Genomic DNA, 25,444 nt, shown 5'->3' with positions numbered 1-25,444 from the left:
CGAGTACTTGAATTCGCTGCAATCAATCGACAATCCGCTGTAATCAGTCGACAATTCTCAGGGCGCCGGTCGGGCAGTACCTGACCGCCAGCTCGGCTTCACCGCGGAGCGACTCGGGTGGGTCCGAGTCCAGAAGACTGACCTTCCCCCGCTTCGGGACGACAAAGATCTCCGGTGCCTCGAGCTCACACGCCGCATGGCCTTGGCACAGGTCGAGGTCGACTTCGACGTGCATGATCACCCCTCACGCCCGGGACGTGTTCTGCGCCGGTACCTCACCGCGCACGGCTGCTGCAACTGGACGACCATCTTGCTGTGGTCGTTTCGGTAGGACTCCGACGGCTGCGCCATCTCGAACTCGAAGTCCCGCAGCAGGATCGAGAAGATCGCTTTGAGCTGCATCTGGGCGAATGCAGCGCCGACGCAGCGATGCCGGCCGGCTCCGAACGGAATCCACGTCCAGCGGTTGACGATGTCCTCTTGATTCGGGTCGATGTACCTCCCGGGATCGAAGGTGTCCGGTCGGGGGAAGTCCTCGGCGATTCGATTGGAGATCGCGGGGGTCGCAGCGACAAGATGGCCCTCTCGGATCTCGAAGCCGCCCACTTCGAAATCTCCACGTGCCACCCGCAACAGGATGATCAACGGCGGATGCAGTCGAAGGGTTTCCTTGACCACGGCCTCGAGAACCGGAATCTGGCGCAGCGCATGAAAACTGATGTCGGCGCCGTCGGAGTACAGATTGTCGAGTTCGTCGACGACGTCCGTCATGGTGTCGGGATGCCGCAACATCTCGATCAGCGACCACGCTGCCGTGCCGGAAGTCGTGTGGTGGCCGGCGAACATCATCGAGATGAAGATGCCGGTGATCTCGTCGGCACTGAACCGGAGGTCGCCGTTCTCGTCCTTGACCGAGACCAACACGTCCAACATGTCGCGGTCCTCCTTGCCCTGCGGAGGATTCGCGATGCGCCCGTTCATGATGTCCTGTACCAGAGCGACCAACGCCAACCTGGCCTCGTCGCGGCGGCGGAAACTCTCGATCGGCGCGTACGGATCCACGAAAGCCAATGCATCAGTTCCCTGTTCGAGCTCGTGATACAGCTTGGCGAAGCTATCGTCCAGTTCGTCGCGGAACTTCTTGCCGATCAGGCACGCCGACGAGGTGTAGATGGTCAGCTCGGCGAAGAAGTCGAGCAGATCGATCTCGCCTTCGTCTCCCCACTGCGCGACCATCGCCTCGACCTCGCGGCCGATCGTGGCAGCGTGCCCGCGCATCTGTTCGCCGCGCAGAGCCGAGTTGTGCAGCATCTCCTTACGCCGCTCCGGGCTGGCATCGAAGACGACGCCTTCACCGAATATCGGCTTCATGAAGGGGTACGCAGCTTGTTGGTCGAGATCCTCGTCGGTGGAGCGGAAGAAGAACTCGTTTGCCTCGGCTCCGGACAGCAGGATCACTGTGCGGTCGGCAAGTTGAAAGGCGCCGACGTCACCACATTCCTCACGCACCCGGCGCATGAGCGCTATCGGGTCGGTTCGCAGTTCCTCGAGATGCCCGTGCGGGAGGTCCCCGCCGGACACCCGCGGCGGCTCGGGCAGTGTTCGCGACGTCTCCTGCACTCCGTGCGTCATGTCGTCTCCTGTGAGTTCGCAGTGGGAAGTTTGTCCAGTGGTGCCTCGGGCTGAACTTCGACGAGCACGATGTGTGCTCCTCGCGGCGCCGACACAACGGCGACGATGGCATTGGCGATGTCCGAGGCGCGCAGAAAGTAACCATGGCGGGCGAACCCCCACTTACTCCACGATTCCCCAACCGGTCCGATGATCTCCGGCGTCGTGTCCATCCCCATGCCGGTCAGTGTCGGCCCGGGTCGCACGATCGACGCGCGAATGCCTGTTCCTTCGAGCTCCATTCGCATCTGGCGCCCCATTGCTTCGAGCCCGGCCTTGGCCGCGTCGTAAGCACCCATGAGTGGACGCTGGCGCTCGGCACAATCCGAGCCGATCAGTACGAAGTCACCGCGCTGTCGTTGCCTCATGCCGGGGAGTACGCGATTCGCCAATCGCTGCGCACCAACGAGGTGGACTTGGATCTGCCGTGAGAACGCCTCTGGATCCATCTCGTCCGCAGCCCCGAATTCGAGGTCACCGGCACCGGAGACGACCATTTCGGTGGGACCGTGGACTGCCTCTGCGGCCGAGACGAATCCGTCGACCGAATCACCGTCCGTGACGTCGAGGAAGTGGGCGAACGCTTCACCACCATTGCTGCGGATCTTCTCGGCGATGGCTTCGCATTCGGTGACTCGACGCGCACCGAGCGCAACCGGATGGCCGAGTTCGGCCAGGGCATACGCAGTAGCGGTGCCGATTCCCGACGATGCACCACTGATCAGTGCCGGCCGGCGAACTGGATTGGGTTCGAAACGAGGCATCAGCGCACCTGCACTTTCACCGGCAGGGCCGCAAAGCCCCGGACGTTTGTCGAATGAACACGCTCGATTCCGGACTCGTCGACTTCGTAGTCGCTGACACGACGCCCGAACTCTGCGAGGGCGATCTTGGCTTCGAGCTTGGCAAGGTGGGCACCGAGACAGAAGTGCACGCCACCACCGAAACTCGCGAGTTTTCCCGACGAACTCCGGCCGATCTGGAAGCTGTCGGCATCCTCGAAGACGTCGGCGTCTCGGTTGGCCGATCCGATCAGGAGCAGGACCTTTTCCCCCGCCGGAATGGTGCGTCCGTGATATTCGAGGTCGACAACCGAAGTCCGAGCCACGATCTGGCTCGACGTGTCGTAGCGAAGAGTCTCTTCCACCCATTCCGAGGCTCGTTCGGGATCCTCGAGAACCGGTGTGATCTGCTCCCGGTGGTGCGAACCCCAGTACAGAGCGTTTCCGAGAAGCTTGGTCGTGGTCTCGTTTCCAGCCACGACCATCAGAAACATGAATCCGAGGATCTCCTGGTCCGAGAGTTTGTCTCCGTCGATCTCGGCATCGAGCAAGGCCGAGGTCAGATCGTCCGTCCGCGATCGGCGACGCTGCGCGATCATCTCCTTGTAGTAGCCCATCAAACTGATCGAAGCTTCCACCGCAGGTTGCGGCACGTCGAGAACACCCGCCTCTCGATGCACCACCAGATCCGCCTTGCGCCGCAGTTCGGCCCTGTCGGGTTCGGGAACCCCCATGAGTTCGGAGATGACGTCCATCGGCAGCTTTCCCGCCACCTCCGTAATCCAGTCGAACTCCCCCGCGCCCAACGCAGGTACCAGATGTTGCTTCGTGAGTTCGAGGATCCGGCCGTCGAGCTCCGCAACCCGTCGCGGCGTGAATCCGCGAGAAACCAACTGGCGCAACCGCATATGGCGGGGATCGTCCATCGCGAGAAACGACATCACATAATGCGCGTGTGGACCGTAGGCTGCGGGGTCGAGCGATACCCCGTTGGCGCTCGAGAGACGCTTGTTGTCCTTGAATCCGTCGACCACGTCCGCATATCGCGACAACGCCCAAAAGCCAACGTCCGGATTGTGATACAACGGTGATTCTTCGCGCAGACGCTTGTACGTCGGATACGGATCGTCGTGAAAGTGGTAGTCGTACGGATTGAAGACCACCGGATCGATCAAAGCTTCTGTCATGATTTCTCCAGGATCAGTAGAGCTGAGGCCTCGAGGCGTCCAGCGATTTGCGCGTAGGTTCCGTAGCCGATCCCTGCTCGCAGAAGCGCCCCGGCATAAAGCATTTCGAGCGCTTCCAACACTTCGGGTTCGCCATTCGGATCCAACGCCGAGGCGAGTCGTTGATGAATCTCGAGTCCGATCCGCCCGCGAAGATGTTCCACTTCAGGATCGGATCCGAGCAGTGCATTGGTCACGGCGGCCGATACCTCCGGTTCGTCCGCGAGAAGCAGCGCGATGTTTCGAAGTACAGACAGCACGTGCGCGGTGCGATCCAACCCTGAGCCATCAGGCGCCGACGAGTTCTGAAGTCTTCGCCAGAAAACCTCTGCGACCAGATGCTCCTTGGACGCGAAATACGTGTAGGCGGTCGCAGTTCCGACACCCGCTTCGGCCGCAACCGAACGGACAGTCAGTCCGGAAAACTCTTGTTTGCGTAGAACTTTCACTGTTGCTTCGGCAAGCCTGGCCACAGTTTCCGCCTGTTTGCCCGTGAGGCGCCTGCGAGTGGATTCATAGACAATCGATCCCCCGCCACTTGAATCGCCCCGTTTGCTGGACACGTGTCTGGACGTTACTACAGCGCCCTGTCCAGGGCAACGAAATGGGGAAACTTCGAAAATTCACCACTCACAGGCAGCCACGAAGCGAAAAGTTCTACTACAGACCGATCTTCATCCCGGCACCAGCGTCCACGCGCAGTTGCTGGCCGGTGACGAATCGCGACTCGTCCGAGGACAGGTACACGACCGCATGCGAGATGTCCGCGGGCTCGACCCACGGGGTCGGCATCGCCTGCATGAACGGGAACGTCACTGCCGCATCCTCGGCGGTCGGATTCTCGAGGTCGGGACGGAACGTCCGGTACATCGGCATGCTCTGCAACATGTCGGTGTTCACGTTGGTCGGATGAATCGCGTTGACGCGAATGGAACTCGGCCCGAGAGTCAGTGCCAACGAACTGGTATATGCCTGAATCAGCTTCTTGGCCAGTCCGTATCCGTCGCCACCCGGACCCTGGAGCGCCTGCTGCCCGTTGAATCCGGTCTGTGGCACCAGACCGGCAACAGAGCCGATCGCGATGATCGAACCCCCTTCGCCGAGGTATTCCATCGACGCGTGCACTGTATTGACGACACCGAGAAAGTTCACATCGAACGCGTCGACGAAACCGGCAGTCGACACATGCTTGCCGAGCGGACAGATACCGGCGTTCGCCACGACGACATGCAATCCGCCCAACTGACCTACCGCCTCGGCAAGTGCCGTTTCGAGTCCGGCGCGATCGCGGACGTCGACACGGGCCGTCACCACCTGCTGTCCGGCCTCTTTCACCAGTCGAGCCGTTTCCTCGAGATCGGCAGGACTGGCGAGCGGGTATTCGTTGCTGGCGATGTCTGCGCACAGATCGAAGGCGATGATGTGCGCGCCCTCCCGTGCGAGATGAACGGCATGACTGCGCCCCTGACCTCGAGCAGCACCGGTCACCAGCACCACTTTTCCGTCAACTCTGTTCATTTCGACCTCTCTCCCGTGTACGTGAAGGCGTGTATGTGAAGGCGTGCATGTGAAAGCGTGGATGTGAAGGCGTGGTTGTGAATGTGCGGTGAACCGTAGCCGCGCCGCCCCGGACACGAGGCGCTTTTCACCGAAGCAGATCCCGAGACGCTCTCGAAATCTCTTATGCCCCAGAAACCATTGCCTCAACCACGAGTGTGAACTAGAGTCCAGACACATGTCCAGAAAGAGAGGGTTCGCGTTATGACGCTTCGACCCGCAGACAGTTCTGCACTTCTCGTCGACGGAAAGCTGGTTCCCGGATCGGGTGGAACCTTCGAAGTTTTCAACCCGGCCACCGAGGAACTGATCGGCCGTGCGGCCGAAGGCACCACCGCGGACATGGACGCGGCCATTGCCGCGGCGCGCCGTGCGTTCGACGAGACCGAATGGGCACGCGATCACGGGTTTCGCGCTCGCTGCCTGCGCCAACTGTGCGACGCACTCCAGTCCCACATCGAGGAGTTGCGTGAGATCACCGTCGCCGAGGTCGGCGCACCCGTCATGCTGACGAGCGGTCCGCAACTCGAAGGCCCGATCGAAGATCTTCGCTACTGGGCTGACCTGATCGAAACCTATTCGTGGGAACAAGATCTCGGGCACGCGTCACCCATGGGGATTCCGACCCATCGCCGACTGCTCAAGGAAGCGGTCGGCGTCGTCGGCGCAATCACACCGTGGAACTTCCCGCACCAGATCAATTTCGCCAAACTCGGCCCCGCCCTCGCGGCCGGCAACACCATCGTTCTCAAACCCGCGCCGGACACGCCCTGGTGCGCCGCGCTGGTCGCCAAGGTGATTGCAGAAGAAACCGAGATCCCAGCGGGCGTCGTCAACGTGGTGACGTCGACAGATCACTCTCTCGGCGCGCAGCTGTGCAGCGATCCGCGCGTCGATCTCGTGTCTTTCACCGGTTCCACCGCCACCGGACGCACGGTGATGGCCACGGCCGCGCAAACCCTCAAGAAGGTCTTCCTCGAACTCGGGGGCAAGTCCGCATTCATCGTCCTCGACGACGCGGACATCAAGGGTGCATGCTCGGTTGCCGCGTTCTCCGTGTGCGTTCATGCCGGTCAGGGATGCGCACTCAGTACCAGGCTTCTCGTGCCGCGCGCTCGGTACGAAGATGCTCTGGCAGCGGCCTCCGCCGCGATGGCGGGTATCCGAGCCGGTGACCCCAGCGCGCGCGGAACGGTGTGTGGTCCGGTCATCTCCGCGCGCCAGCGCGCCAGGGTGGAGAGCTACCTCGCCCTCGCGGTCGAAGAGGGCGGCACGATCGTGACGGGTGGAGGCCGACCCGACGATCACCAGAGCGGCTTCTTCGTCGAACCCACTCTCATTGCCGGGCTGGACAACTCGTCTCGCGTAGCGCAGGAGGAGATTTTCGGGCCCGTTCTCGTGATCATTCCGTACGACAACGACGACGACGCTATCCGGATTGCCAACGATTCCCCCTACGGCCTGTCCGGGTCGGTGTGGGGCTCCGATCCCGATCGCGTCGCGCACGTCGTTGCCGGTGTCAGAACCGGAACGCTGAGCGTCAACGGCGGCGTCTGGTATTCGGCCGACGCACCGTTCGGCGGCTACAAACAATCCGGGATCGGCCGCGAAATGGGCCTCGCCGGTTTCGAGGAATACCTCGAAACCAAGCTCGTCGCTTCACCTTCCTGACATTCCACACCCTCACCCCACACCCTCACCACAGAATCATCACCACGAAAGTAGGTCGACATGGGACGTTTCGACGGTCGCACCGCGATAGTCACCGGAGCAGCGCAGGGTATCGGAGAGGCGTATGCCCGCGCTCTGGCCGCGGAGGGGGCCAACGTGGTCGTGGCGGATCTCAATCGCGAACTCGGTGAAGCTGTCGCCAAGCAGATCACGGCGGACGGTGGAAGTGCCGTGTTCAAGGACGTCGACGTCGCCGACGGGGAGTCGACTGCGGCACTTGCCGACTTCACGATCGAGCAGTTCGGCAGCATCGAGCATCTGGTGAACAACGCTGCCATCTACGGCGGAATGAAGATCGATTCCCTGTTGACGGTGGACTGGGACTACTACCGAAAGTTCATGAGCGTCAACATGGACGGCGCCTTGCACGTGTGCCGGGCGGTCGTACCTCATATGCGCGCGAAGGGCGGTTCGATCGTCAACCAATCCTCCACAGCAGCCTGGCTGTACTCGAATTACTACGGACTCGCGAAAGCCGGCGTCAACAGCCTGACACAACAACTCGCGACCGAACTCGGCTGGTCGAACATCCGGATCAACGCCATCGCTCCCGGTCCCATCGACACGGAGGCGACTCGAACCGTCACCCCCGGCAACATCGTCAAGGACATGGTAAAGCGAATCCCGTTGCAGCGCATGGGAACGCCAGAGGATCTCGTCGGCATGTGCCTGTTCCTTCTCTCCGACGACGCAGGCTGGGTGACCGGGCAGATCTTCAACGTCGACGGAGGCCAGGTGTACCGGTCATGACGGAATCGGCGCCGAAAGCCAGCGCTTCGAAAACCAGACTGGGATACATCGGCCTAGGCAACATGGGCGCGCCGATGGCGCAGCGCCTCCTGGACTGGCCGGGCGGACTGGTGGTGTGTGATGCCCGCGCAGAAGCGCTCGAGCCGTTCACCACTGCGGGCGCGAGCGCAGCATCGACGCCCGCCGACGTTGCAGCGCAGGCGAGCATCATCTCCGTCACGGTGCTCGACGACGCGCAGGTACGCGAGGTTGTGTGCGGGCCGCACGGGATCCTGTCGACCGCACAGCCAGGCACTGTCGTCGCGATTCACTCCACTATCTCGGACACCACGGCGGTGGAACTCGCTGACATCTGTCAACAGCGTGGTGTTCTGCTGGTCGACGCCCCGATCAGTGGCGGTGCCGGCGGCGCAGCGCAGGGCAGGCTGGCAGTGATGATCGGCGGCTCCGACGAGGCGTTCCAAGCCGTCCGCGAGCCCTTCGGATCCTGGGCCGAGCTGGTGGTTCACGCCGGTGACGTCGGCGCGGGAACGCGAATGAAGCTCGCACGCAACCTTCTTCACTTCGTCTCGTTCACCGCCACGACCGAGGCCGCGCGACTCGCCGAAGCAGCAGGACTCGATCTCCGCACGCTCGGAAAGGTCGTCAGGCACACCGATGCGATCACTGGTGGCGCGGGCGCGATCATGCTGCGCGACACCACCGCACCGGTCTCGGAGGACGACCCGTGGTTCTCGATACTGCGGCATGTTCGCAATCTCGGCGAGAAGGACTTGGCCTTGGCCATCGATCTCGGTGATCGGCTGAATCTCGACCTGCCGCTCGCGCACCTTGCGCTCGCCGGACTCGGTGCCGGTCTGGGCGTCGGGAATGACAGCGAAGACAGGCCGGCCGAACCTTCAACGGCATCTTCGGCATCTACTACTCGGGAGCACGCATGACCGACACCACTCACCTGACCGATGCCGGTGGAACCGACGAAAGCCGCATCTCCGAGGCCCGCGCTCGTGGCGTCGCGAAGATGAACGAGGTGTACGGCTGGGAGATTCCCGCCGACGTTCCCGGCGACTTCTTCGCGGTCACCGCCGACCACCTCTTTGCCGACATCTGGACGCGACCGGGACTGTCGGTGCGTGACCGACGACTACTACTGATCGGTGCCATCACCGCCCAGGGGCAGAACGATGTGGCAAAGATCCAGATCAACGCTGCTCTCCACAACGAGGAGTTGACCGAGCAGCAGTTCGAAGAGGCCGCGATCTTCCTGTGCCACTACGTCGGCTGGCCGCTGGCCACGGGACTCAACAATGCGCTGATCGCCGTGAAGGCCGACAGACGTAAAGCCGCGCGCGCCAAGGAGAAGGCCGCAGCCGATTCCGCGAAAACGGACACCGACTGACTTTCGATCGAGATACTGCCATCAGGGCATCAATCACACCCACCGATTCCCCCACCAACCAACCAGAAGAACGAAGGATCCGAATCCATGGCCGAGGCCAGCTCAATCCGTCCGCAGTCCGCCGCAAGCATCGAGCAGTGGGACTTCGAGGCTGACGTCGTCGTCGCCGGCTACGGCATTGCCGGAGTGAGTGCTTCGATCGAGGCCGCGCGAGCGGGCGCCGACGTGTTGGTGCTCGAGCGCACGAGCGGCTGGGGCGGCGCTGCGGCGCTGGCAGGCGGATTCATCTATCTGGGCGGCGGGACCCCGTTGCAGCAGGCACTCGGGTTCGAGGACTCCCCTGCCAACATGAAATCGTTCATGATGGCCGCACTCGGGCCCGGCGCCGACGAGGAGAAGATCACCGACTACTGCGAAGGCAGTGTCGAGCACTACAACTGGCTCGTCGACAACGGTGTGCCGTTCAAGGAGAGTTTCTACGGCCAACCCGGCTGGGAAACACCCTTCGACGACGGACTCATGTATTCCGGCGGCGAGAACTCGGCACCGTTCAACACGATCGCGACACCGGCCCCTCGCGGGCACGTGCCGCAGATGAGCGGCAAGCGCACCGGGGAGAAGGGCGGTGGTTTCATGTTGATGAAGCCACTGATCGAGACGGCCGAAAGCCTCGGCGTACGAGCAGAATACGACATGCGAGTCCAGCGCCTGGTCGTCGACGGCGATCGAGTAGTCGGCATCATCGCCAAGCAGTACGGCAAGGAAGTGGCAGTTCGAGCACGCACGGGTGTCGTACTGGCGACGGGAAGCTTCGCCTACAACGAAGCGATGATCCAGTCGTACGCCCCACGGCTGATCGGGCGCCCCGGTGCGGCTATCGAAGAGCACGACGGCAAGGCCATCCAGATGGCGCAGGCACTCGGGGCCGACCTCGCACACATGGACGCAACCGAGGTCGCATTCTTCGGCGACCCCCAGTTGATGATCCGCGGCATTCTCGTCAACGGACGCGGCCAGCGCTACGTCAACGAAGACACGTACCCGGGAAGAATCGGCCAGGAGACGCTGCTGCGCAACGAGAATCAGGCCTACCTGATCATCGACGAAGCGTCCTACGAAGAGGGCTGCGCCGCCGACAGTTCCACACCGTTCTTCAGATTCCAGCCCAAGTGGGTGGCCGAGACCGTCGAGGAACTCGAATCCGACATGGGCCTGCCGGAAGGCACCCTTCAGTCGACGGTCGAGGTCTACAACCGGCACGCCGCCCGTGGTGAAGACCCGGTACTCGGTAAGAAGAAGGAGTGGGTCAAGCCGATCGGCTCACCCGTCGCTGCGCTCGACCTTCGCAATTTCACCGCCGGATTCACGCTCGGCGGTCTGCGCACGTCGATCAACTCGGAGGTCATCCACGTCTCCGGCGAACCGATCCCGGGTTTGTTTGCCGCTGGACGCTGCACCGCCGGCGTCTGCGCCGGTGGATACGCCTCCGGAACGTCCCTCGGTGACGGCAGCTTCTACGGGCGACGCGCGGGAATCAGCGCTGCCAAGGGCTGAGCGTCTCTTCTCAAATGTCAGCGTCCTCAATGTCAGCGTCCTCGCTGCGACGTTCGAGGAACAACGTGTCACGCCACCTGCCACCGAGTTGAGCGATACGCGAGCGAGTGCCGACGATTCGGAATCCGACGGCCTGATGCAAGGCGACACTCGCCCGGTTCTCCGGGAAGATCGACGACTGCACCGTCCAGATCTCGCTGGCGTCGGCGGCTTGCACCTGTCGGCGAAGCAGCAGCTTGCCCACGCCGCGCCCGCGAGCGCCGCTACTGATGTAGATGGAGTTCTCGGCGACCCCGCGGTAGCAATCACGCGAGGACACCGGGCTCAGGCTCGCCCAGCCTTCGACTCGGCCGTCGATCTCGGCGACCCATCGATGATCGGGCAACCATTGCGCGTCGAGCTTCTCGGCTGACGGCACCGACGTGGTGAACGTCGCGGTTCCGGTGTCGATTCCTTCTCGGTAGATCGAGCGCACGGCATCCCAGTCGCCGGATTCCATGCGGCGCAGCACCACATCGTCGGGAAGAACTCCCAGTGTGTCTTCGACCGGGCCACGCGCAGCCACGACGGCGGCCGCTGCCATCAGATCGGAGTATGCCGTTCCGGCAACACTGACAACCGAAGTGCCTTCACGCACCGAAGCCTCGACAAAACCGACCTCGATCAAGGCCTCGAGGTGAGCACTCAGCGCCGACGGCTCGAGTGATGCGGCGTGTGCAATCGTGTCGATGTCGATCGGACCGCCGGCAGCAAGTCGGAGCACTCGCAGCCGCGTCGGGTCACCCAGGCACGCAAACCTGCGCGCAAGTACATCGGTGTCGAGGGGCGCGAGTGTTTCTGAACTCATGTGGCGACTATAACGCCGCTGACCTGCAGTTCGGTCGGCTAGGTGGGGCGAGCGGGCCCCGAAGTGAGAAACAACTCAGCCGCCGATCCTCGGGTTCACCGGCTAGCGCGCACCGATCGACTCGGCAATCATCGACCACGAGTTGTGAAGATCGTCCTGCCAATAACCCCAGGAGTGAGTGCCAGTTGCCCGGAAATCATAGGTGGCCGGGATGCCCAGGGAGTCGAGCCGCTCGGCCAAACGCTGGGTGCACTGGTTCGTCCCGGCCTCGATGACTCCACCCACGATCACCTGGTTCGCCAGAACGCCGAGGTCGCCGTTGACCATCGGTCCGCCCAGATTCTCGTGTGGGCCGGGCAGGCCCGATCCATTGCTGATGTAGAGGTCGACCCCCCGCAATCTCTCGGCGTTGACCACAGGATCGTTGGCTACCCAGCCCGGACCGCCGGGAGGACCCCACATGTTGTCCACGTTGCCGCCGCGGAATCCGACCACGAATCTCACGTAGTCCTGACCGGGTTGAGTACTCGTCTCGGCGCACCCGCTGAAAGCACCGACGGCACGGTAAACGGATGGCGCCGCCTCGGCCAGGCTCAGAACCGAGGTACCTGCCATCGACAATCCGGCAACGGCATTCACACCCGTAGTCCCGAGCGTGGCATCGACGATCGGTGGCAACTCCTCGGTGAGGAACGTGGTCCACTTGTTCAGCCCGAGAACAGGATCGGGCTTCTCCCAGTCGGTGTAGTAGCTGTAGGCACCGCCGATCGGGTTGACGACGTTGACGTTCTTGTCGCCGAAGAAGTCGACGACGTCTGTGCGTGTCTGCCACGTCGCCGTGTCCTCGCCTCCGCCCGCGCCGTTGAGCAGGTAGAGAGTCGGCCGGGGCGCACTCGTGTCTGCCGGCCGAATCACCTCGAGTGGGATCACCTTGTCCATTGCAGCGGAGTAGACGTACATCGTCAGCTGACGGGCGTTGATTTCCTCGACGTGATCGAGAGCTGAACTGTCTGGAGGGGATGTTCGCGCCTGATCAGCCGAGGCAAGCGCCGCTTCACCGAACAATCCCGTCCATGCGACGAGGGCGACGACCAGTATCGCCCGAGTACGTCCGATCCTTCTCATTGCCGCTCCTCGTGCTCGATTGCGGTGCCCGGCAACAGCTCGGTGGCGCTCGCTTCACGGGCGTGCGGCTCGGTGGCTTCAAGTTGTCATGCCCGTTCGGAGTATCCGGAAAACATCGAGAGCACCCGAGCCATCTCCGGTCCGATGACCGCCATGGCCGGTGCCTCGATCATCTCGTTGTGTCCGCATCGCACCGGTACCTCCACGATCCGGCCCGTCACGAGCGGACGCCATTCCTGTGGCGACCTTTCCCGCGGAATCGTGTCGTCTTTTCCGTCAGCCGGGAAGATCAGCAGGTCTCCCTCGTAGATCTGGGGAACGAACTGGTGCGTGATTCTCTGCGAAGTCTCGTACCCTCTGGCAATCCGCGCGAGGTCCCGACCGTCGACTCCCGTCTCGGGCCCGAGCCTCCGGGCCAGCACGGCCGCCGCCTCGTCGAAGGTCAGATCTCGGTCGGTCTCGATCTCGAGGCCGAGTCCTCGCAGTAGGTCTCGGACGTCGAGTGCGGCTGACGCAGAGGCATCGCCGTTGTCGGGGTAGCTGTCCATCATCGTCAGTGTGGCAACTTCGCGGCCGGACGATTGCAGTTCGACGGCCATGGCGTGCGCGATGACTCCGCCGAGGGACCAACCGAGCAAGTCGTACGGCCCGTCCGGCGAAACGGCTTCCATCTCTTCGACGTAGCGATGCGCCAACTGTTCGATCGACTGATAGTCACCGTCGTCGCTGAGTGCGGGTAGCTGAAGTCCGTACACCGGTCGGTCCTCGGGCAGATACCGCACCAAGCCGGCGTACCCCCAGGACAGGCCGATACCAGGGTGCACACAGAACAGCGGTCGCCCACTTCCTTCTGTCCGCAGCGGAACAACCACGGCGAGAAGCTCTTCCATGCCGGCGTCCACTGTCGGCATGTCGAGGCGTCGAGCGATTCCAGCGGGTGTCGGGTCGAGGAACATCCACTGAAGCGGAATTCTGCGTTGGAAACGGGAGTGCAGTGCGCTGACGATTCGGGTGGCTACCAGGGAGGACCCGCCCAGGTCGAAGAAGCTGTCGGTAGTGCTCACCCGGCTGACACCCAGAACCTCGACAAACGAGTCGACCACGGCGCGCTCGGTGTCGGTGACCGGCTCGCGGAACTCGGCTGCAACCGAACTGAATTCGGGTTCCGGTAGAGCCTTTCGGTCGAGCTTGCCCACCGGTGTCATCGGAATCCGCTCGAGAAGTACCACTGCCGATGGAACCATGTGCGAGGGAAGTCGGTCGGCTGCGTACGCCCGTATCTCGTCGCTGTCGGAGGCGTCGGCAGCTGACGCACGCACGTACGACACCAGGACCGTTTCACCCGACGGTCCCGTGTAGCCGACAGTCGCGGCGAAGTCCACCGACGGATGGCGTGAGAGAACTGCATCGATTTCCCCGAGTTCGATCCGAAAACCACGGACCTTGACCTGGAAGTCGCTGCGCCCGATGTATTCGAGTGTGTGATGCACTCCATCGCCGGACCCAACGATTTTGGCACTGTCACCGCCGGATTCACGCCAACGCACGACATCTCCGGTGCGGTACATCCGGCGCCCCGGCGATCCGTACAAGCAAGCGACAAATCGTTCCGACGTGAGCGACGCCCGATTATGGTACCCACGTGCCATACCTGGACCGATGATGTACAACTCCCCCGGCACGCCCACCGGTACGGGCTGCAAACGCTCGTCCAGCACCAGGAAGCCGAAGCCCACTGCCGGCGAGCCGATGTTCACTCCCGCACCGGGTTTCATCGAATCGCTGACACTCGCCTGCACGGTGGTTTCAGTCGGGCCGTAGCCGTTGTGCAGCCTCCGACCCGGCGCCCATTGCGCGACGACCTCCGGCGGGCAGGCCTCGCCCACCAGATCGAGAACACGGAGCGCCTCGAAACCGTTGTCCCCCAACGCCGCCAGCGCGGTCGGTGTAATGGTGGCATGAGTGACCTGCTCGCGCCGGAAAACATCGGCCAATTCGGCGCCACCGTACACAGCAGGCGGAACGATCACGACTTGCGCCGAGGCGCTGAATGCCATCGTCAACTCGAAGATGGAAGCGTCGAAACTCGGCGATGCCAACTGTGAGACATGAGAGTCGTGAGTGACCTCGAACCTCTCACGAGTTTCGGCCGTGAAGCTCGCCAAACCTCGATGAGTAATGTTCACTCCCTTGGGTTTCCCGGTAGATCCCGAGGTGTAGATCAGGTAGGCCGGATGATCGAGGTTCAGTTCACCGGTTCGATCGTCATCGGTGATCGGTTCCGGCGACAGCGCGGCTACCCGCCGGGCGAAGTGTGGGTCGTCGAGTTCCAGCCAGGGAACAACGTCGGGTAGCTGAGTTCGGCTGGACTGAACGGTCAAACCGAGCGAGGCTCGGCAATCGGCGAGCATGTATTCGACGCGCTCGCGCGGATAGGCCGGATCGACAGGCACAAAAGCCGCTCCGGCTTTGGTCACCGACCAGATCGCCACCACCGATTCGATCGAGCGAGGCATTCCCAGTGCCACGAAGGTCTCCGGGCCCACACCGCGACCACACAACTCCCGGGCAACACGATTCGACCACTCGTCCAGGTCGCGATAACTGAGCTGCCGGTTCTCGAGCGACAGGGCCACCGAGTCCGGATCGATCGCCACGGCGTCCGCCAACAACTCAGGCCACAATTTCGGAGGTACTTCGGGGAGCCCATGCGCCGGCGTCAACTCGCGACGTTCAAGATCGCCGAGTAGATCGATGTCACCGATCGGTACCTGCGGATTCCGGGTCACGGCCTCGAGTACACGAACGAACATGTCGGCAAACCCGCTGACCGTACCGGGGTCGAAGAGATCGGTGGCAAAGTCGACGGCTCCGCTCATTCCTCCCGGTGCACCGCGATCGTCGTACTCTTCGGCGAGGAGGAATTCCAGGTCTACCTTCACTACCTCGAGTTCTGGGTCGATCCCGCGGACTTCCAGTCCCGCCAGCTTCAGAATCGGCCGATCGTTGTTCTGGAATTCCAGCGACACCGAGGAAATCGGTGCATAGGCGCTCGACCGTTTCGGCCCGACCGCGTCCACTACCCGCTCGAAGGGAACGTCGGAATGCGCGAACGCGGCGAGGTCGACTTCGCGGCAATGCGCAACCAACTCCCGGAACGATTGAGCCGGGTCGACCTGTGTGCGCAGTGCGAGCGTGCCGACGAACATGCCCACCAGATCATCGAGGGCACGATCTCCCCGGCCGGCGATCGGCGTTCCGATCACGATGTCGTCGGTGCTGCCCAAACGTGCCAGCAAGAGCGCGAGCGCTGCATGCACAGTCATGAATGCAGTGGACTCTTGCTGCCTCGACACGTCTCGGATACGGCGGTGAAGATCACTGCTGATCGAGAAGTGAATCCGCGAGCCGTGAAAACTCTGTTGTGTCGGCCGGTCTCGATCGAGGGGAAGTTCCAAGAGGTCGGGAGCGCCTGACAGTGCGCGTCGCCAGTAAGCCAACTGCTCGGTGATCACCGACCCAGGGTCGTCGCCGGAGCCCAGAATCTCCCGTTGCCAGAGCGCAAAGTCGGCGTACTGGACTGGAAGCGGCGTCCACTGGGGTTCCCTGCCGTACGCGTGGGCCTCGTATGCAATCATCACGTCTCGGGTCAGTGGAGACATCGAGAAGCCGTCAGCCGAGATGTGGTGCACCACTACGGCAAGTACGTGTTCGCGCTCATCGATGGTGAACAACGCTGCCCGCAGGGGAATTCGTGCGGCGACGTCGAAACCGGCCGAGACCATTCGGGCAAGCTCGTCACGGAGATGATGTTCGTCGGTCACCGATGTCTCGGCCAGTTGTGGCAGCGCGGCGCTTTCGGTGGGCACGATGTGCTGGACCGGTCCGTCGCCGTGGACCGGGAACATCGTTCGCAGCGATTCGTGGCGGGCGATGACATCGGACATCGCTGATCTCAAGGCCGGTTTGTCGAGTTCACCGCTCAACCGCACCACGAGCGGAATGTTGTATGCAGGTGAACTGGTGTCGAGTTGATTGACGAACCACATCCGCTGCTGAGCAAACGACAAGGGGATGTTGTCGGGTCGGGGGCGCGGTTCCAGTCGCTCCGACCGTTCGGCGACCGACTGGTCGATCACCGTAGCCAACTCGGCCACCGTCGGCGTCTCGAACAGGTCCCGCACGCCGACGGTAGCTCCGAGCACCGCCCGTAGCCTCGCCGCGACCGAAGTGGCGCTCAGAGAATTTCCACCGAGCTCGAAGAAACTGATGTCGGTACCGACTCGTTCGAGGCCGAGCACCTCGGCGAACACGTCCGACACTGCCTGTTCGACCGGGCCGACAGGGGGACGGAAATCCCCTGTGGTCGTCTCGATTTCGGGGCTGGGCAATGCCGAACGGTCGACTTTTCCGACAGCGGTCAATGGTATGTTCTCCAGCACCGTGAGAACGGCAGGCACCATGTGCGAAGGCAAGCGCCGGGCCACGGCGCGAATCAGGAGCCTGGTGTCCAGTCGACCCGCGGTGGGCACGACGTACGACACGAGTCGGGTGTCTCCGGTGGGGGCGGAATCGGCAACCGTAACGGCAAATCCGACGTTGGGCTCCGACATCAGCACACTGTCGATCTCACCGAGTTCGACACGGAAGCCTCGAACCTTGACCTGGAAGTCGCTTCGCCCGACGTACTCGACACACATGTCCGCCGTCCATCGCACGATGTCGCCGGTGCGGTACATCCGCGTTCCTGGGTCGGCCGGATTGGCAACAAAGCGCTCTGCCGTCAACCCCGGCCTTCGGTGATATCCCCGCGCCACGCCTGGTCCGGCCAGATACAGCTCGCCGGGGACCCCGACGGGAACCGCTTGAAGTCGAGCGTCGAGCACCAGTTCACTGACGCCACTGACAGGTCCACCGATCGTGATGCGTTCCCCGGCGGTCATGGGCGGACTGACGTTGGACATGATCGTTGCTTCGGTCGGTCCGTACGCGTTGTACAGGCGGCGGCCAGGTCCCCAGCGAGCGACGAGATCGGGTGGGCACGCCTCGCCCCCGAATACGACTTCCGAAAGTTGTTCCAGCCCAGCCGGGTCCACCGTTGCCAATGCCGCCGTGGTGATGAACGCGTGCGTGACGGAGTGCTCGGCCAGAAGCTGCGCCAGGTCCTCGCCCCCGTAGATCCCGGGTGGAGCGATAACCATCGTCGCCCCGGCGCCGAAAGCCTGCAGATATTCGAAGAGCGACCCGTCGAAACTCGGAGTGGAGAAGTGCAGCGTGCGTGATTGTGGAGTTGCGCCGTAGCGTTCGACCTGGTCTCGGGCGAAGTTGTCGAGCCCTCGCTGTGTGACCACGACTCCCTTGGGCACGCCGGTCGACCCCGAGGTGTAGACCACGTAAGCAGCTGAATCCAACCCGATCGGACGGAGTCGGTCGTTGTCGGTCAACGGGCTCCCCGAGAAGTCCTCGCACTTCTTCGTGAAATGCGGATCGTCGAGAATCAGCCACTCCGCGATATCGGGCAATCGATCTCGGCCCGCGGTGGTGGTCAATCCGAAGCTCACCATCGAATCGATCAGCATGTGATTGATCCGCTCGTCGGGATAGGCGGGATCGATCGGCACGAATGCAGCGCCTGTCTTGGCGACGGCAAGTATCGACACCACGGACGTGAGAGAACGTGGGACACCGACTGCTACGTAGTCCTCGGTTCCCAGTCCTCGCGAGACCAGCACGCGAGCAATGCGATTGGAGAGGATGTCCAGCTCGCCGTAGGTCAGGCTGCCGTCCGCCGATTCCACGGCGAGCGCGTTCGGATCACGCTGGGCTGCCGCATCGAAGATCTCCGGGAAGACGCGCGACGACCCACCAGCCGTGCCACGGGCCGGCACCAATTCGGCACGTTCGGACGGGGCGAGCACCGACACCACAGCCAAGGGGCGATCCGGCTGGGCACACGCTTCGAGTACACGATGCAGTCGTCCGGCGATCTCTTCGATGTCGGCGGCACCGAAAACCTCGGGTAGGTACTCGAATTTCAGGCGGAGTCTGGTGTCGACCGATGCCACCAGGCTGAGCGGGTAGTGGGCAGCGTCCTTGGCTTCGACATCGATGATCCGGATCCCCGCGATATCGGTATCGGACGAAAGGCCCTGACGGTCGGCGGGATACGATTCGAAGACAGTCAACGTATCGAATCCGGTCTCCGGCCCCGTGGCTACTTGGATCTCGGAAAGCCCGAGATAGTGATGATCCGACAGCTCTGCTTGCTCGGCCTGGATCCGCGCGAGGAGTGTGCCGATACTTTCTCTCGGGCGCAGAGTGATTCGGACCGGAATTGTGTTGATGAACAGCCCGATCATGGTTTCGATCCCGGTCAGCTCGGGAGGTCGACCCGACACCGTCGCTCCGAACACCACATCGTCTCTCCCGGTCAGTGCAGCGAGGACGATCCCCCACGATGCCTGAACAACTGTGTTGATCGTCAGCCCGAGTTCACGCGCCATCCCGCGAAGTGAGGTTGTGAACTCCTCGTCCAGATCGAACACCCACTCGGCCGCCATGGTGGAGAGTCGACGAGATCGAACCGCCGGAGCCAACAGCGTCGGTCCTTCGACTCCGCTCAGCGTCCTCGCCCATACAGCTCGAGAAGCTTGCTGATCGCGGCGGCTCATCCAGGTCAGATAGTCGCGATACGCGCGCGCGTGAGGCAAGGCCGCCACTTCACCGTCAGCGGCATAGAGCGTCGCCAACTCCCGGATCAGCAGTGGCATGGACCAGCCGTCCAGAAGGATGTGATGGTTGGTGAGCACCAGCGTGAACTTTTCGGGGGCGAGAGCAATCAGCGTGAATCTGATCAACGGCGCCTGCGCCATGTCGAACGGGCGCGCTCGGTCCTCCGCCAGTGCTCGATCAAGATCCTGATCTGTTGCACCAGTGAGGTCGATTTCCTGCCACGGCGCTGCCACGGCGCTTCGGACCACCTGGACGGCACGGCCGTCCGCGCCGTGAAGGAAGGCGGTACGCAGGTTCTCATGCCTGTCGAGCAGCGCGTCGGCGGCGTGACGCAGGCGCTCCGAATCGACTGCGCCGGCTAGATCGAGAGCCACTTGTACGAGGTATGCGTCGACCGATCGTTCGGCAAGTTCGGCATGGAACAACAACCCCGCTTGCAATGGAGAGAGCGACCAGACGTCGCTCAGGTCGGGGCACCGGCTTTCGAGGTCGTCGACCGCATCCTGTCGAAGATCGACCAGATCGAAGTCCGAGGGTGTGAATCCGCCGCCGTCCGCCGCGTACTCACCGAGCCCGACCAATGCGTCGAGCCACCACTGCGCCAGTTGCCGAACGTCATCCGCGCCCAGAATGTCCGGTGGGAACGTCCAGCTGGCAACGAGCTGCGGGCCGTCCTCGGTATCACTGTTGTCGGTGTCGCTGTCGTCGACGGTCATCACGTTGACCTCGAGAACGCCGGCGAGCGGAAGATCGACGGCCGTAACCGTCCGCAAGTTCTCGTCGCGGATCGGTACCCATCCCGCTGAAGCGTCGGCCTCGGATCCACCGACGCGTCCGAGGTAATTGAAACTGATCTGAGGCACCGGAAGTTGCGAAAGAGTGTGTGCCGTTTCGCGGTTCAGATAGCGCAGCAGCCCGAAGCCGATACCGCGGTCCGGCACCGCCCGGAGTTGTTCCTTGACGGCCTTGGCAGCGACGCCCGCAGCCGGACCGCCGGCGAAGGCGTCGATCGGATCCACTCCGCTCAGATCGATCCGCACCGGGAAGATCGACGTGAACCATCCCACTGTGCGAGCAAGATCTGCCCCGGGAACCACCTGTTCCTCGCGTCCGTGTCCCTCGAGGCTGATCAATGTCTCCGGATTGTCGATCCCGCGCTCCCTATGCCAGCGGACCATCGCAAGAGCCAAAGCCGTCAACAATCCGTCCTCGACACTCCCGTGAATCGCCTGCGGCACTGTCGTCGACACGGCCTCGGTCAATGCCGTGGGAACTCGTACTTCGATGTCGGTGGTGGCCGAGGCGGTGTCCCTCTTCGTCAGGGCGCGCACACCCAGAGTCGGATCGGGACCCTCGAGCACCTCTCGCCAATAGTCGAGTTCAGCAACCCGATCCGGCTCGCGCGCGGCGTCGACGAGGCCACGTGCCCATCGACGCATCGAGGTCCCGACCGGAGCCAGTGACGGGTCGACGCCTGATTGCACCTGCGCACAAGCAAGTGCAAGATCGGGGATCAGGATTCGCCAGGAAACACCGTCCGTCACCAGATGGTGCGCTACCAGTAGCAACCGTTTCTGGCGCTGTCCTTCCTTTTGAATCTGTCCGTCGGTGTCGAGCAGGACTGCCTGCACCATCACACCTGTCTCCGGGTCGAGCCGCCCCAGAGCTGCGTCGAGTTCAGCCGAGACCGTCTCCACGGCAGCACCCTCCAGGCTCGCGTGGCGTACGACGGTCTCCGCCCGCACCGTACCTGCTGGCGCAACGTCCATCCGCCGAGCGGATTCAGGATGCAGCGTCGCCCGGATGCCCGCGCGGAGGATGTCGTGGTGGTCCAGCACGGCCTGCATCGCCTGTGTCAGCGTGACCTCGTCGAGCGTGGCAGGAACCGCGAGGAGAACAGATTGTGAGTACCGCCGAAAATCTCCGCCGCGATCGAGCATCCATACCGCGATCGGTGTCAACTCGATCTCCCCGACGCCGCCACCGGGCAACTCGTCGAGAACAGCGTGACCGCCAGACGTACCGGCCGTCTCGGACAGCGCCGCAACGGTTTTGCGTTCGAATACCTCGCGCGGTGAGATCAAAACTCCGGCAGACTTGGCTCGCGTCACCAACTGGATGGACATGATCGAGTCACCGCCGAGAGTGAAGAACGAATCGTCGACCCCCACCTCGTCGAGTCCCAGAACCTCGGCGAACAGGCCCGCAAGGATGCTTTCCGTCTCGGAGGCGGGGCCACGACTCACGGTTGCCTGTAGCCCGAAGTCAGGTTCAGGCAACGCTTTCCGGTCGAGTTTGCCGTTCACCGTCAGCGGCAACGCCTCGAGAACCGTCACGACAGCGGGGACCATGTGTGCCGCCAACCTCTGTGAGAGATACTCGAGCAACGCCGCCGGAGAGACACTGGCAACGGCCTCCGGCACCACGTAGCCCACCAACCGGTCTCTGCGGGCCACGACCGCCGCCTGAGACACGCCCACTCCGGAGAGCAGCGCAGCCTCCACCTCGCCGAGTTCGATTCGGTACCCCTTTACCTGCACCTGCAGATCGTTTCGTCCGAGGTACTCCAGCTGCCCGCTGTCGTTCCAGCGCCCCAGGTCACCGGATCGATACATACGCGCCCCACTGACGGTGAGGTCGGGAATGAACCGCGCGGAGGTCAGACCGGACCGGCCGAGGTATCCGCGTGAAACCTGATCGCCGCAGACATACAGTTCACCCACCACACCGGGCGGCACCGGGTGCAACCGCTGATCCAACACATACACACGCAATCCGGGCAACGCCCGACCGATCACCGAGGCCGATCCGTCACGCGCCAGCTCACGATCGAGCGGTAGGTGGCTGACGTGCACCGTGGTCTCCGTGATGCCGTACATGTTGACCAGATCTGGTGACGACGTCCCATGGCGGGCGTACCAGCGCGTCAACTGTCCGAAGTCGAGGGCTTCTCCACCGAAGATCACGTAGCGCAATGACAGGGCCGCGCTCCCGATACGCCGGTCGGCTTCCGCCAATTGATAGAAGGCAGTGGGAGTTTGATTGAGCACCGTGACACGTTCGTGCCGTAGCAATTCGAGGAATGCCTCTGGTGAACGGGCCGTGAAGTAGTCGACCAGTACCAGCCGGCCACCGTGTGCGAGTGCGCCCCACATTTCCCAGACCGAGAAGTCGAATGCCTCGGAATGGAACATCGTCCACACATCGCCGCTGTCGAAGCCGAAGAGCGCTCCGGTGTTTGCCAGCAACGTCACGACACTGCGGTGGGAAACCTGCACCCCCTTCGGACGCCCAGTAGACCCCGAGGTGTAGATCACGTAGGCCACCGAATCGGGTCGGAGCGGTAGCAGCCGGTCTTGGTCGGTCACCGGAAACGGAGAACTCCTACGCAGCGCTTCGAGAATCGCCGGGTCGTCCACGGAAATCACTGGAATCTCGTTGTCTGCGATTGCGTCACTGTCTCGTATGTCGGCGCCGTCGGCCCCAGTGGTCAGCACACACTTCGGCGCGGAGTCACGCAGCACGAAGTCCACCCGGTCGACCGGAGAAGTCAGGTCCACCGGTAGGTATCCGCCACCCGCCTTCACCACCGCCAGCAATGCCGCCACCAGGTCGATCGAGCGGGTCATCGCGACTGCCACCAGGGTTTCCGGCACCACACCCTGAGCCACCAACAGTCGAGCGAGGCGGTTTGCTCGCTCGTCGAGTTCGCGGTAGGTGACGGACAAACCGTCGCAGCGCACCGCCACGGCATCACCGGACGTCAGCACCGCACGATCGAAGAGATCCGACAGCGAATCCTCGTGGGTTCCGACGCCCGAGACCGAGGCCGAACCCGAGGCCGAGGCCGATGGCGCAACCAGCATCTCGCTGTATTCGCCGGCCAGAAGTATGTCGATGTCGCCGACGACTGCCGACGGATCCTCGATCACGGCGCCGATCACTCTCTCGAAGCGCTCCGCGATGCGCATCACCGATACTCGATCGAAAATATCTGTTGCGTACCGGAAACCGGCGCTGATACCGGCCGGCCCACCGTGCTCGTCGACGTGTTCCATCACACTCAGTTGTAGATCGAATTTTGCAACCGCGAGATCGATGTCGAGCGAGCGAGCCGTCAGTTCCGGCAATTCGAAGCGCAGTCCCGTATCGGTCTGGAATTCGAGGAGTACTTGAAAGAGGGGTGAATGCGCGGTGGAACGGTCGGGCGAGAGGTGATCCACCAACCTCTCGAAGGGAATGTCTGCATGGTCGAGTGCACCGAGATCCGTTGACCGCACCGCGGCCAATACCTCGGCAAAGGTTGCTCCGGATTCGACGGGTGTGCGGAGCACGAGCGTGTTGACGAACATCCCGACCACATCGTCGAACACCGAAGCACCGCGCCCTGCGACCGGAGTGCCGATCACTACGTCGTCCGACGCCGAAAGCCGTGCCAGCAACACCGCGAGCGCCGCATGCATCACCATGAACAGGGACGCACCATTCTGGTGTGCGAGGTCGGTCAAAACTCGATGGATCTCGGGTGAGAAGTCCATCGAAACCACCGCGCCCTCGGTAGACCGTTTCGGCGTTCGTGGTCGATCGAGAGGGAGCGGCAAGACTTCTGGAATATCCGACAGCTTCGCTGTCCAGTAATCGAATTCATGCGACGTCGACGTTCCCGGACCAACTTCTGCGTCGAGGATCTCCCGCTGCCACAGGCTGTGGTCGGCATACTGGATGGGCAGTGGCTCCCAGTCCGGATTCTGCTCCTGAGCACGGGATGTATAGGCGCGCATCAGGTCACGTGCCAGTGGCGCCATCGAGAAACCGTCCGCGGCGATGTGGTGGACGACGATCGCAAGAACATGCTGCTCCGGCCCGATTCGGAGTAACCTCACGTGCAGCGGGAACTCTTCGGCCACATCGAATCCGACGTCGAAGAACGCGTGCAAATCCGTAAAAAGCCGCTCGCCGGAAATCGGCACGGGGTGGATTCGAGGAGCAGCGAGCGCTGGTTCGGCGATCACCTGGTGGGGCCCGTTCGCGGACGTCGGGAAGATCGTTCGAAGGGTTTCGTGCCGTTCCACCACATCACCCAGTGCGGCTTGGAGCGCACCCGAATCCAGGAAGCCGTCCAGTTGTAGTGCGACGGGGATGTTGTAGAGCGGAGACGAGGTGTCGAACTGGTTGACGAACCACATGCGCGCCTGTGAGAGCGATAGCGGAATGTGTTCTGGCCGTGGCTTACCTGCAATTTCTGAAATCCTCGAACCTTCCGGCCCCGAACCTTCCAGCCCTGAACCTCGCAGCACAGCTTGCAGCTGATCGATCGATGCCGCCAGATCAGCGACCACGGGAGTGTCGAACAAGGCCTTCACACCGACATTCGTGCTCGATTCGGATCTGATGCGCGCTGCGACGCGAGTGGCGCTGAGCGAGTCTCCACCCAGTTCGAAGAAATTGTCGTCGGCGCCCACCTGGTCGAGATCGAGAACCTCGGCGATGGCTCGAGCGACCATAACTTCGGCTCGTGTGCTCGGCGTCCGATAGTCCGCGGCTGTAAAAGTAGTGTCCGGGAGGGCTTTACGGTCCAACTTCCCATGCACCGTCACCGGAAACTCCCCCAACACCACAACCACCGACGGCACCATGAACCCCGGAAGAGACCTCCGCACCCCCTCCAACACCACCACCTCATCGACCACCACCCCCACCTCACCCACCACAAACCCCACCAAAAAATCCCCACCCACACCCGACCGCAACACCACCACCGCACCAGCCACCCCCACCTGAGCAGCCAACACCGCCTCCACCTCCCCCAACTCCACCCGCTGCCCCCGCACCTTCACCTGAAAATCCGTGCGCCCCACAAACTCCAACACCCCACCACAACCCCACCGCACCACATCCCCCGTCCGATACACCCGAGCACCCACCACCCCCGACACCGGATCCGCCACAAACCGACCCACCGTCAAATCCACACGACCCTCATACCCCCGAGCCACCTGCACCCCACCCACATACAACTCCCCCACCACACCCACCGGAACCGGCCGCAACCGCGAATCCAACACCAACA

General features: G+C 62.9%; 14 protein-coding genes. 5 read left to right on the top strand and 9 right to left on the bottom strand.

Going from position 1 to position 25,444, the window contains the following annotated elements; genetic code table 11:
* Positions 1 to 43: 43 nt before the first annotated feature.
* From FEZ59_RS13225 to FEZ59_RS13200, 6 genes are all read right to left on the bottom strand, one after another.
* Positions 44 to 235: a ferredoxin gene (locus FEZ59_RS13225; RefSeq protein WP_029255487.1), complete on the bottom strand. Its 192-nt coding sequence runs from the start codon at positions 233 to 235 to the stop codon at positions 44 to 46.
* A 2-nt stretch (positions 236 to 237) separates the two neighbouring features.
* Complete coding sequence (locus FEZ59_RS13220) at positions 238 to 1,632, bottom strand: cytochrome P450 (protein ID WP_019748680.1); 1,395 nt, start codon at positions 1,630 to 1,632, stop codon at positions 238 to 240.
* On the bottom strand, positions 1,629 to 2,435 hold the full coding sequence (locus FEZ59_RS13215; protein ID WP_020969765.1) for an SDR family oxidoreductase: 807 nt from the start codon (positions 2,433 to 2,435) through the stop codon (positions 1,629 to 1,631). The genes FEZ59_RS13220 and FEZ59_RS13215 overlap by 4 nt, the downstream gene beginning before the upstream one ends.
* Entirely contained in the window at positions 2,435 to 3,640 is a 1,206-nt protein-coding gene (locus FEZ59_RS13210) for a cytochrome P450 (RefSeq protein ID WP_172932757.1), read from the bottom strand. The genes FEZ59_RS13215 and FEZ59_RS13210 overlap by 1 nt, the downstream gene beginning before the upstream one ends.
* Positions 3,637 to 4,203 (bottom strand): TetR/AcrR family transcriptional regulator, encoded by a 567-nt coding sequence (locus FEZ59_RS13205; protein WP_024487471.1) that lies wholly within the window; start codon positions 4,201 to 4,203, stop codon positions 3,637 to 3,639. Before FEZ59_RS13205 ends, FEZ59_RS13210 begins: the two co-directional genes overlap by 4 nt.
* A gap of 136 nt (positions 4,204 to 4,339) precedes the next feature.
* The gene (locus tag FEZ59_RS13200; protein WP_080910678.1) at positions 4,340 to 5,197 is read right to left on the bottom strand and encodes a mycofactocin-coupled SDR family oxidoreductase; all 858 of its coding nucleotides are present in this window, start codon (positions 5,195 to 5,197) and stop codon (positions 4,340 to 4,342) included.
* 243 nt (positions 5,198 to 5,440) lie between these two features.
* On the opposite strand from FEZ59_RS13200, the gene FEZ59_RS13195 reads away from it, so the two are divergent.
* The 5 genes from FEZ59_RS13195 to FEZ59_RS13175 all read left to right on the top strand — a co-directional run bounded on the left by FEZ59_RS13195 (position 5,441) and on the right by FEZ59_RS13175 (position 10,670).
* Complete coding sequence (locus FEZ59_RS13195) at positions 5,441 to 6,907, top strand: aldehyde dehydrogenase (RefSeq protein ID WP_021334002.1); 1,467 nt, start codon at positions 5,441 to 5,443, stop codon at positions 6,905 to 6,907.
* Positions 6,908 to 6,967: 60 nt separating this feature from the next.
* Complete coding sequence (locus tag FEZ59_RS13190) at positions 6,968 to 7,717, top strand: SDR family oxidoreductase (RefSeq protein ID WP_007728639.1); 750 nt, start codon at positions 6,968 to 6,970, stop codon at positions 7,715 to 7,717.
* The gene (locus FEZ59_RS13185; protein ID WP_019748686.1) at positions 7,714 to 8,658 is read left to right on the top strand and encodes an NAD(P)-dependent oxidoreductase; all 945 of its coding nucleotides are present in this window, start codon (positions 7,714 to 7,716) and stop codon (positions 8,656 to 8,658) included. Before FEZ59_RS13190 ends, FEZ59_RS13185 begins: the two co-directional genes overlap by 4 nt.
* The gene (locus tag FEZ59_RS13180) at positions 8,655 to 9,116 is read left to right on the top strand and encodes a carboxymuconolactone decarboxylase family protein (protein ID WP_172932756.1); all 462 of its coding nucleotides are present in this window, start codon (positions 8,655 to 8,657) and stop codon (positions 9,114 to 9,116) included. The genes FEZ59_RS13185 and FEZ59_RS13180 overlap by 4 nt, the downstream gene beginning before the upstream one ends.
* Positions 9,117 to 9,203: 87 nt before the next feature.
* Complete coding sequence (locus FEZ59_RS13175) at positions 9,204 to 10,670, top strand: FAD-dependent oxidoreductase (protein ID WP_020907950.1); 1,467 nt, start codon at positions 9,204 to 9,206, stop codon at positions 10,668 to 10,670.
* Positions 10,671 to 10,680: 10 nt separating this feature from the next.
* Here FEZ59_RS13175 and FEZ59_RS13170 read toward each other — a convergent pair whose 3' ends face one another.
* From FEZ59_RS13170 to FEZ59_RS13160, 3 genes are all read right to left on the bottom strand, one after another.
* On the bottom strand, positions 10,681 to 11,517 hold the full coding sequence (locus FEZ59_RS13170; RefSeq protein ID WP_172932755.1) for a GNAT family N-acetyltransferase: 837 nt from the start codon (positions 11,515 to 11,517) through the stop codon (positions 10,681 to 10,683).
* A 102-nt stretch (positions 11,518 to 11,619) separates the two neighbouring features.
* A complete protein-coding gene (locus FEZ59_RS13165; protein ID WP_046378652.1) occupies positions 11,620 to 12,642 on the bottom strand; it encodes an alpha/beta hydrolase family protein in 1,023 nt (340 codons plus the stop codon).
* A gap of 86 nt (positions 12,643 to 12,728) precedes the next feature.
* Positions 12,729 to 25,444, bottom strand: a 12,716-nt coding sequence (locus FEZ59_RS13160) for a non-ribosomal peptide synthetase (protein WP_172932754.1), incomplete at its 5' end; no start/stop codon positions are given.

The sequence above is a fragment of the Rhodococcus sp. MS13 genome (assembly GCF_013277835.1).
GTDB classification, from domain to species: domain Bacteria; phylum Actinomycetota; class Actinomycetes; order Mycobacteriales; family Mycobacteriaceae; genus Rhodococcus_F; species Rhodococcus_F erythropolis.
The sequence above is the reverse complement of the archived record's forward strand: the minus strand, read 5'-3'. Positions and strand labels throughout refer to the sequence as shown.

Coding starts and splice junctions, on each gene's coding strand:
- FEZ59_RS13225 (WP_029255487.1), bottom strand. CDS start 235: ATGCACGTCGAAGTCGACCTCGACCTGTGCCAAGGCCATGCGGCGTGT.
- FEZ59_RS13220 (WP_019748680.1), bottom strand. CDS start 1,632: ATGACGCACGGAGTGCAGGAGACGTCGCGAACACTGCCCGAGCCGCCG.
- FEZ59_RS13215 (WP_020969765.1), bottom strand. CDS start 2,435: ATGCCTCGTTTCGAACCCAATCCAGTTCGCCGGCCGGCACTGATCAGT.
- FEZ59_RS13210 (WP_172932757.1), bottom strand. CDS start 3,640: ATGACAGAAGCTTTGATCGATCCGGTGGTCTTCAATCCGTACGACTAC.
- FEZ59_RS13200 (WP_080910678.1), bottom strand. CDS start 5,197: ATGAACAGAGTTGACGGAAAAGTGGTGCTGGTGACCGGTGCTGCTCGA.
- FEZ59_RS13195 (WP_021334002.1), top strand. CDS start 5,441: ATGACGCTTCGACCCGCAGACAGTTCTGCACTTCTCGTCGACGGAAAG.
- FEZ59_RS13190 (WP_007728639.1), top strand. CDS start 6,968: ATGGGACGTTTCGACGGTCGCACCGCGATAGTCACCGGAGCAGCGCAG.
- FEZ59_RS13185 (WP_019748686.1), top strand. CDS start 7,714: ATGACGGAATCGGCGCCGAAAGCCAGCGCTTCGAAAACCAGACTGGGA.
- FEZ59_RS13180 (WP_172932756.1), top strand. CDS start 8,655: ATGACCGACACCACTCACCTGACCGATGCCGGTGGAACCGACGAAAGC.
- FEZ59_RS13175 (WP_020907950.1), top strand. CDS start 9,204: ATGGCCGAGGCCAGCTCAATCCGTCCGCAGTCCGCCGCAAGCATCGAG.
- FEZ59_RS13170 (WP_172932755.1), bottom strand. CDS start 11,517: ATGAGTTCAGAAACACTCGCGCCCCTCGACACCGATGTACTTGCGCGC.
- FEZ59_RS13165 (WP_046378652.1), bottom strand. CDS start 12,642: ATGAGAAGGATCGGACGTACTCGGGCGATACTGGTCGTCGCCCTCGTC.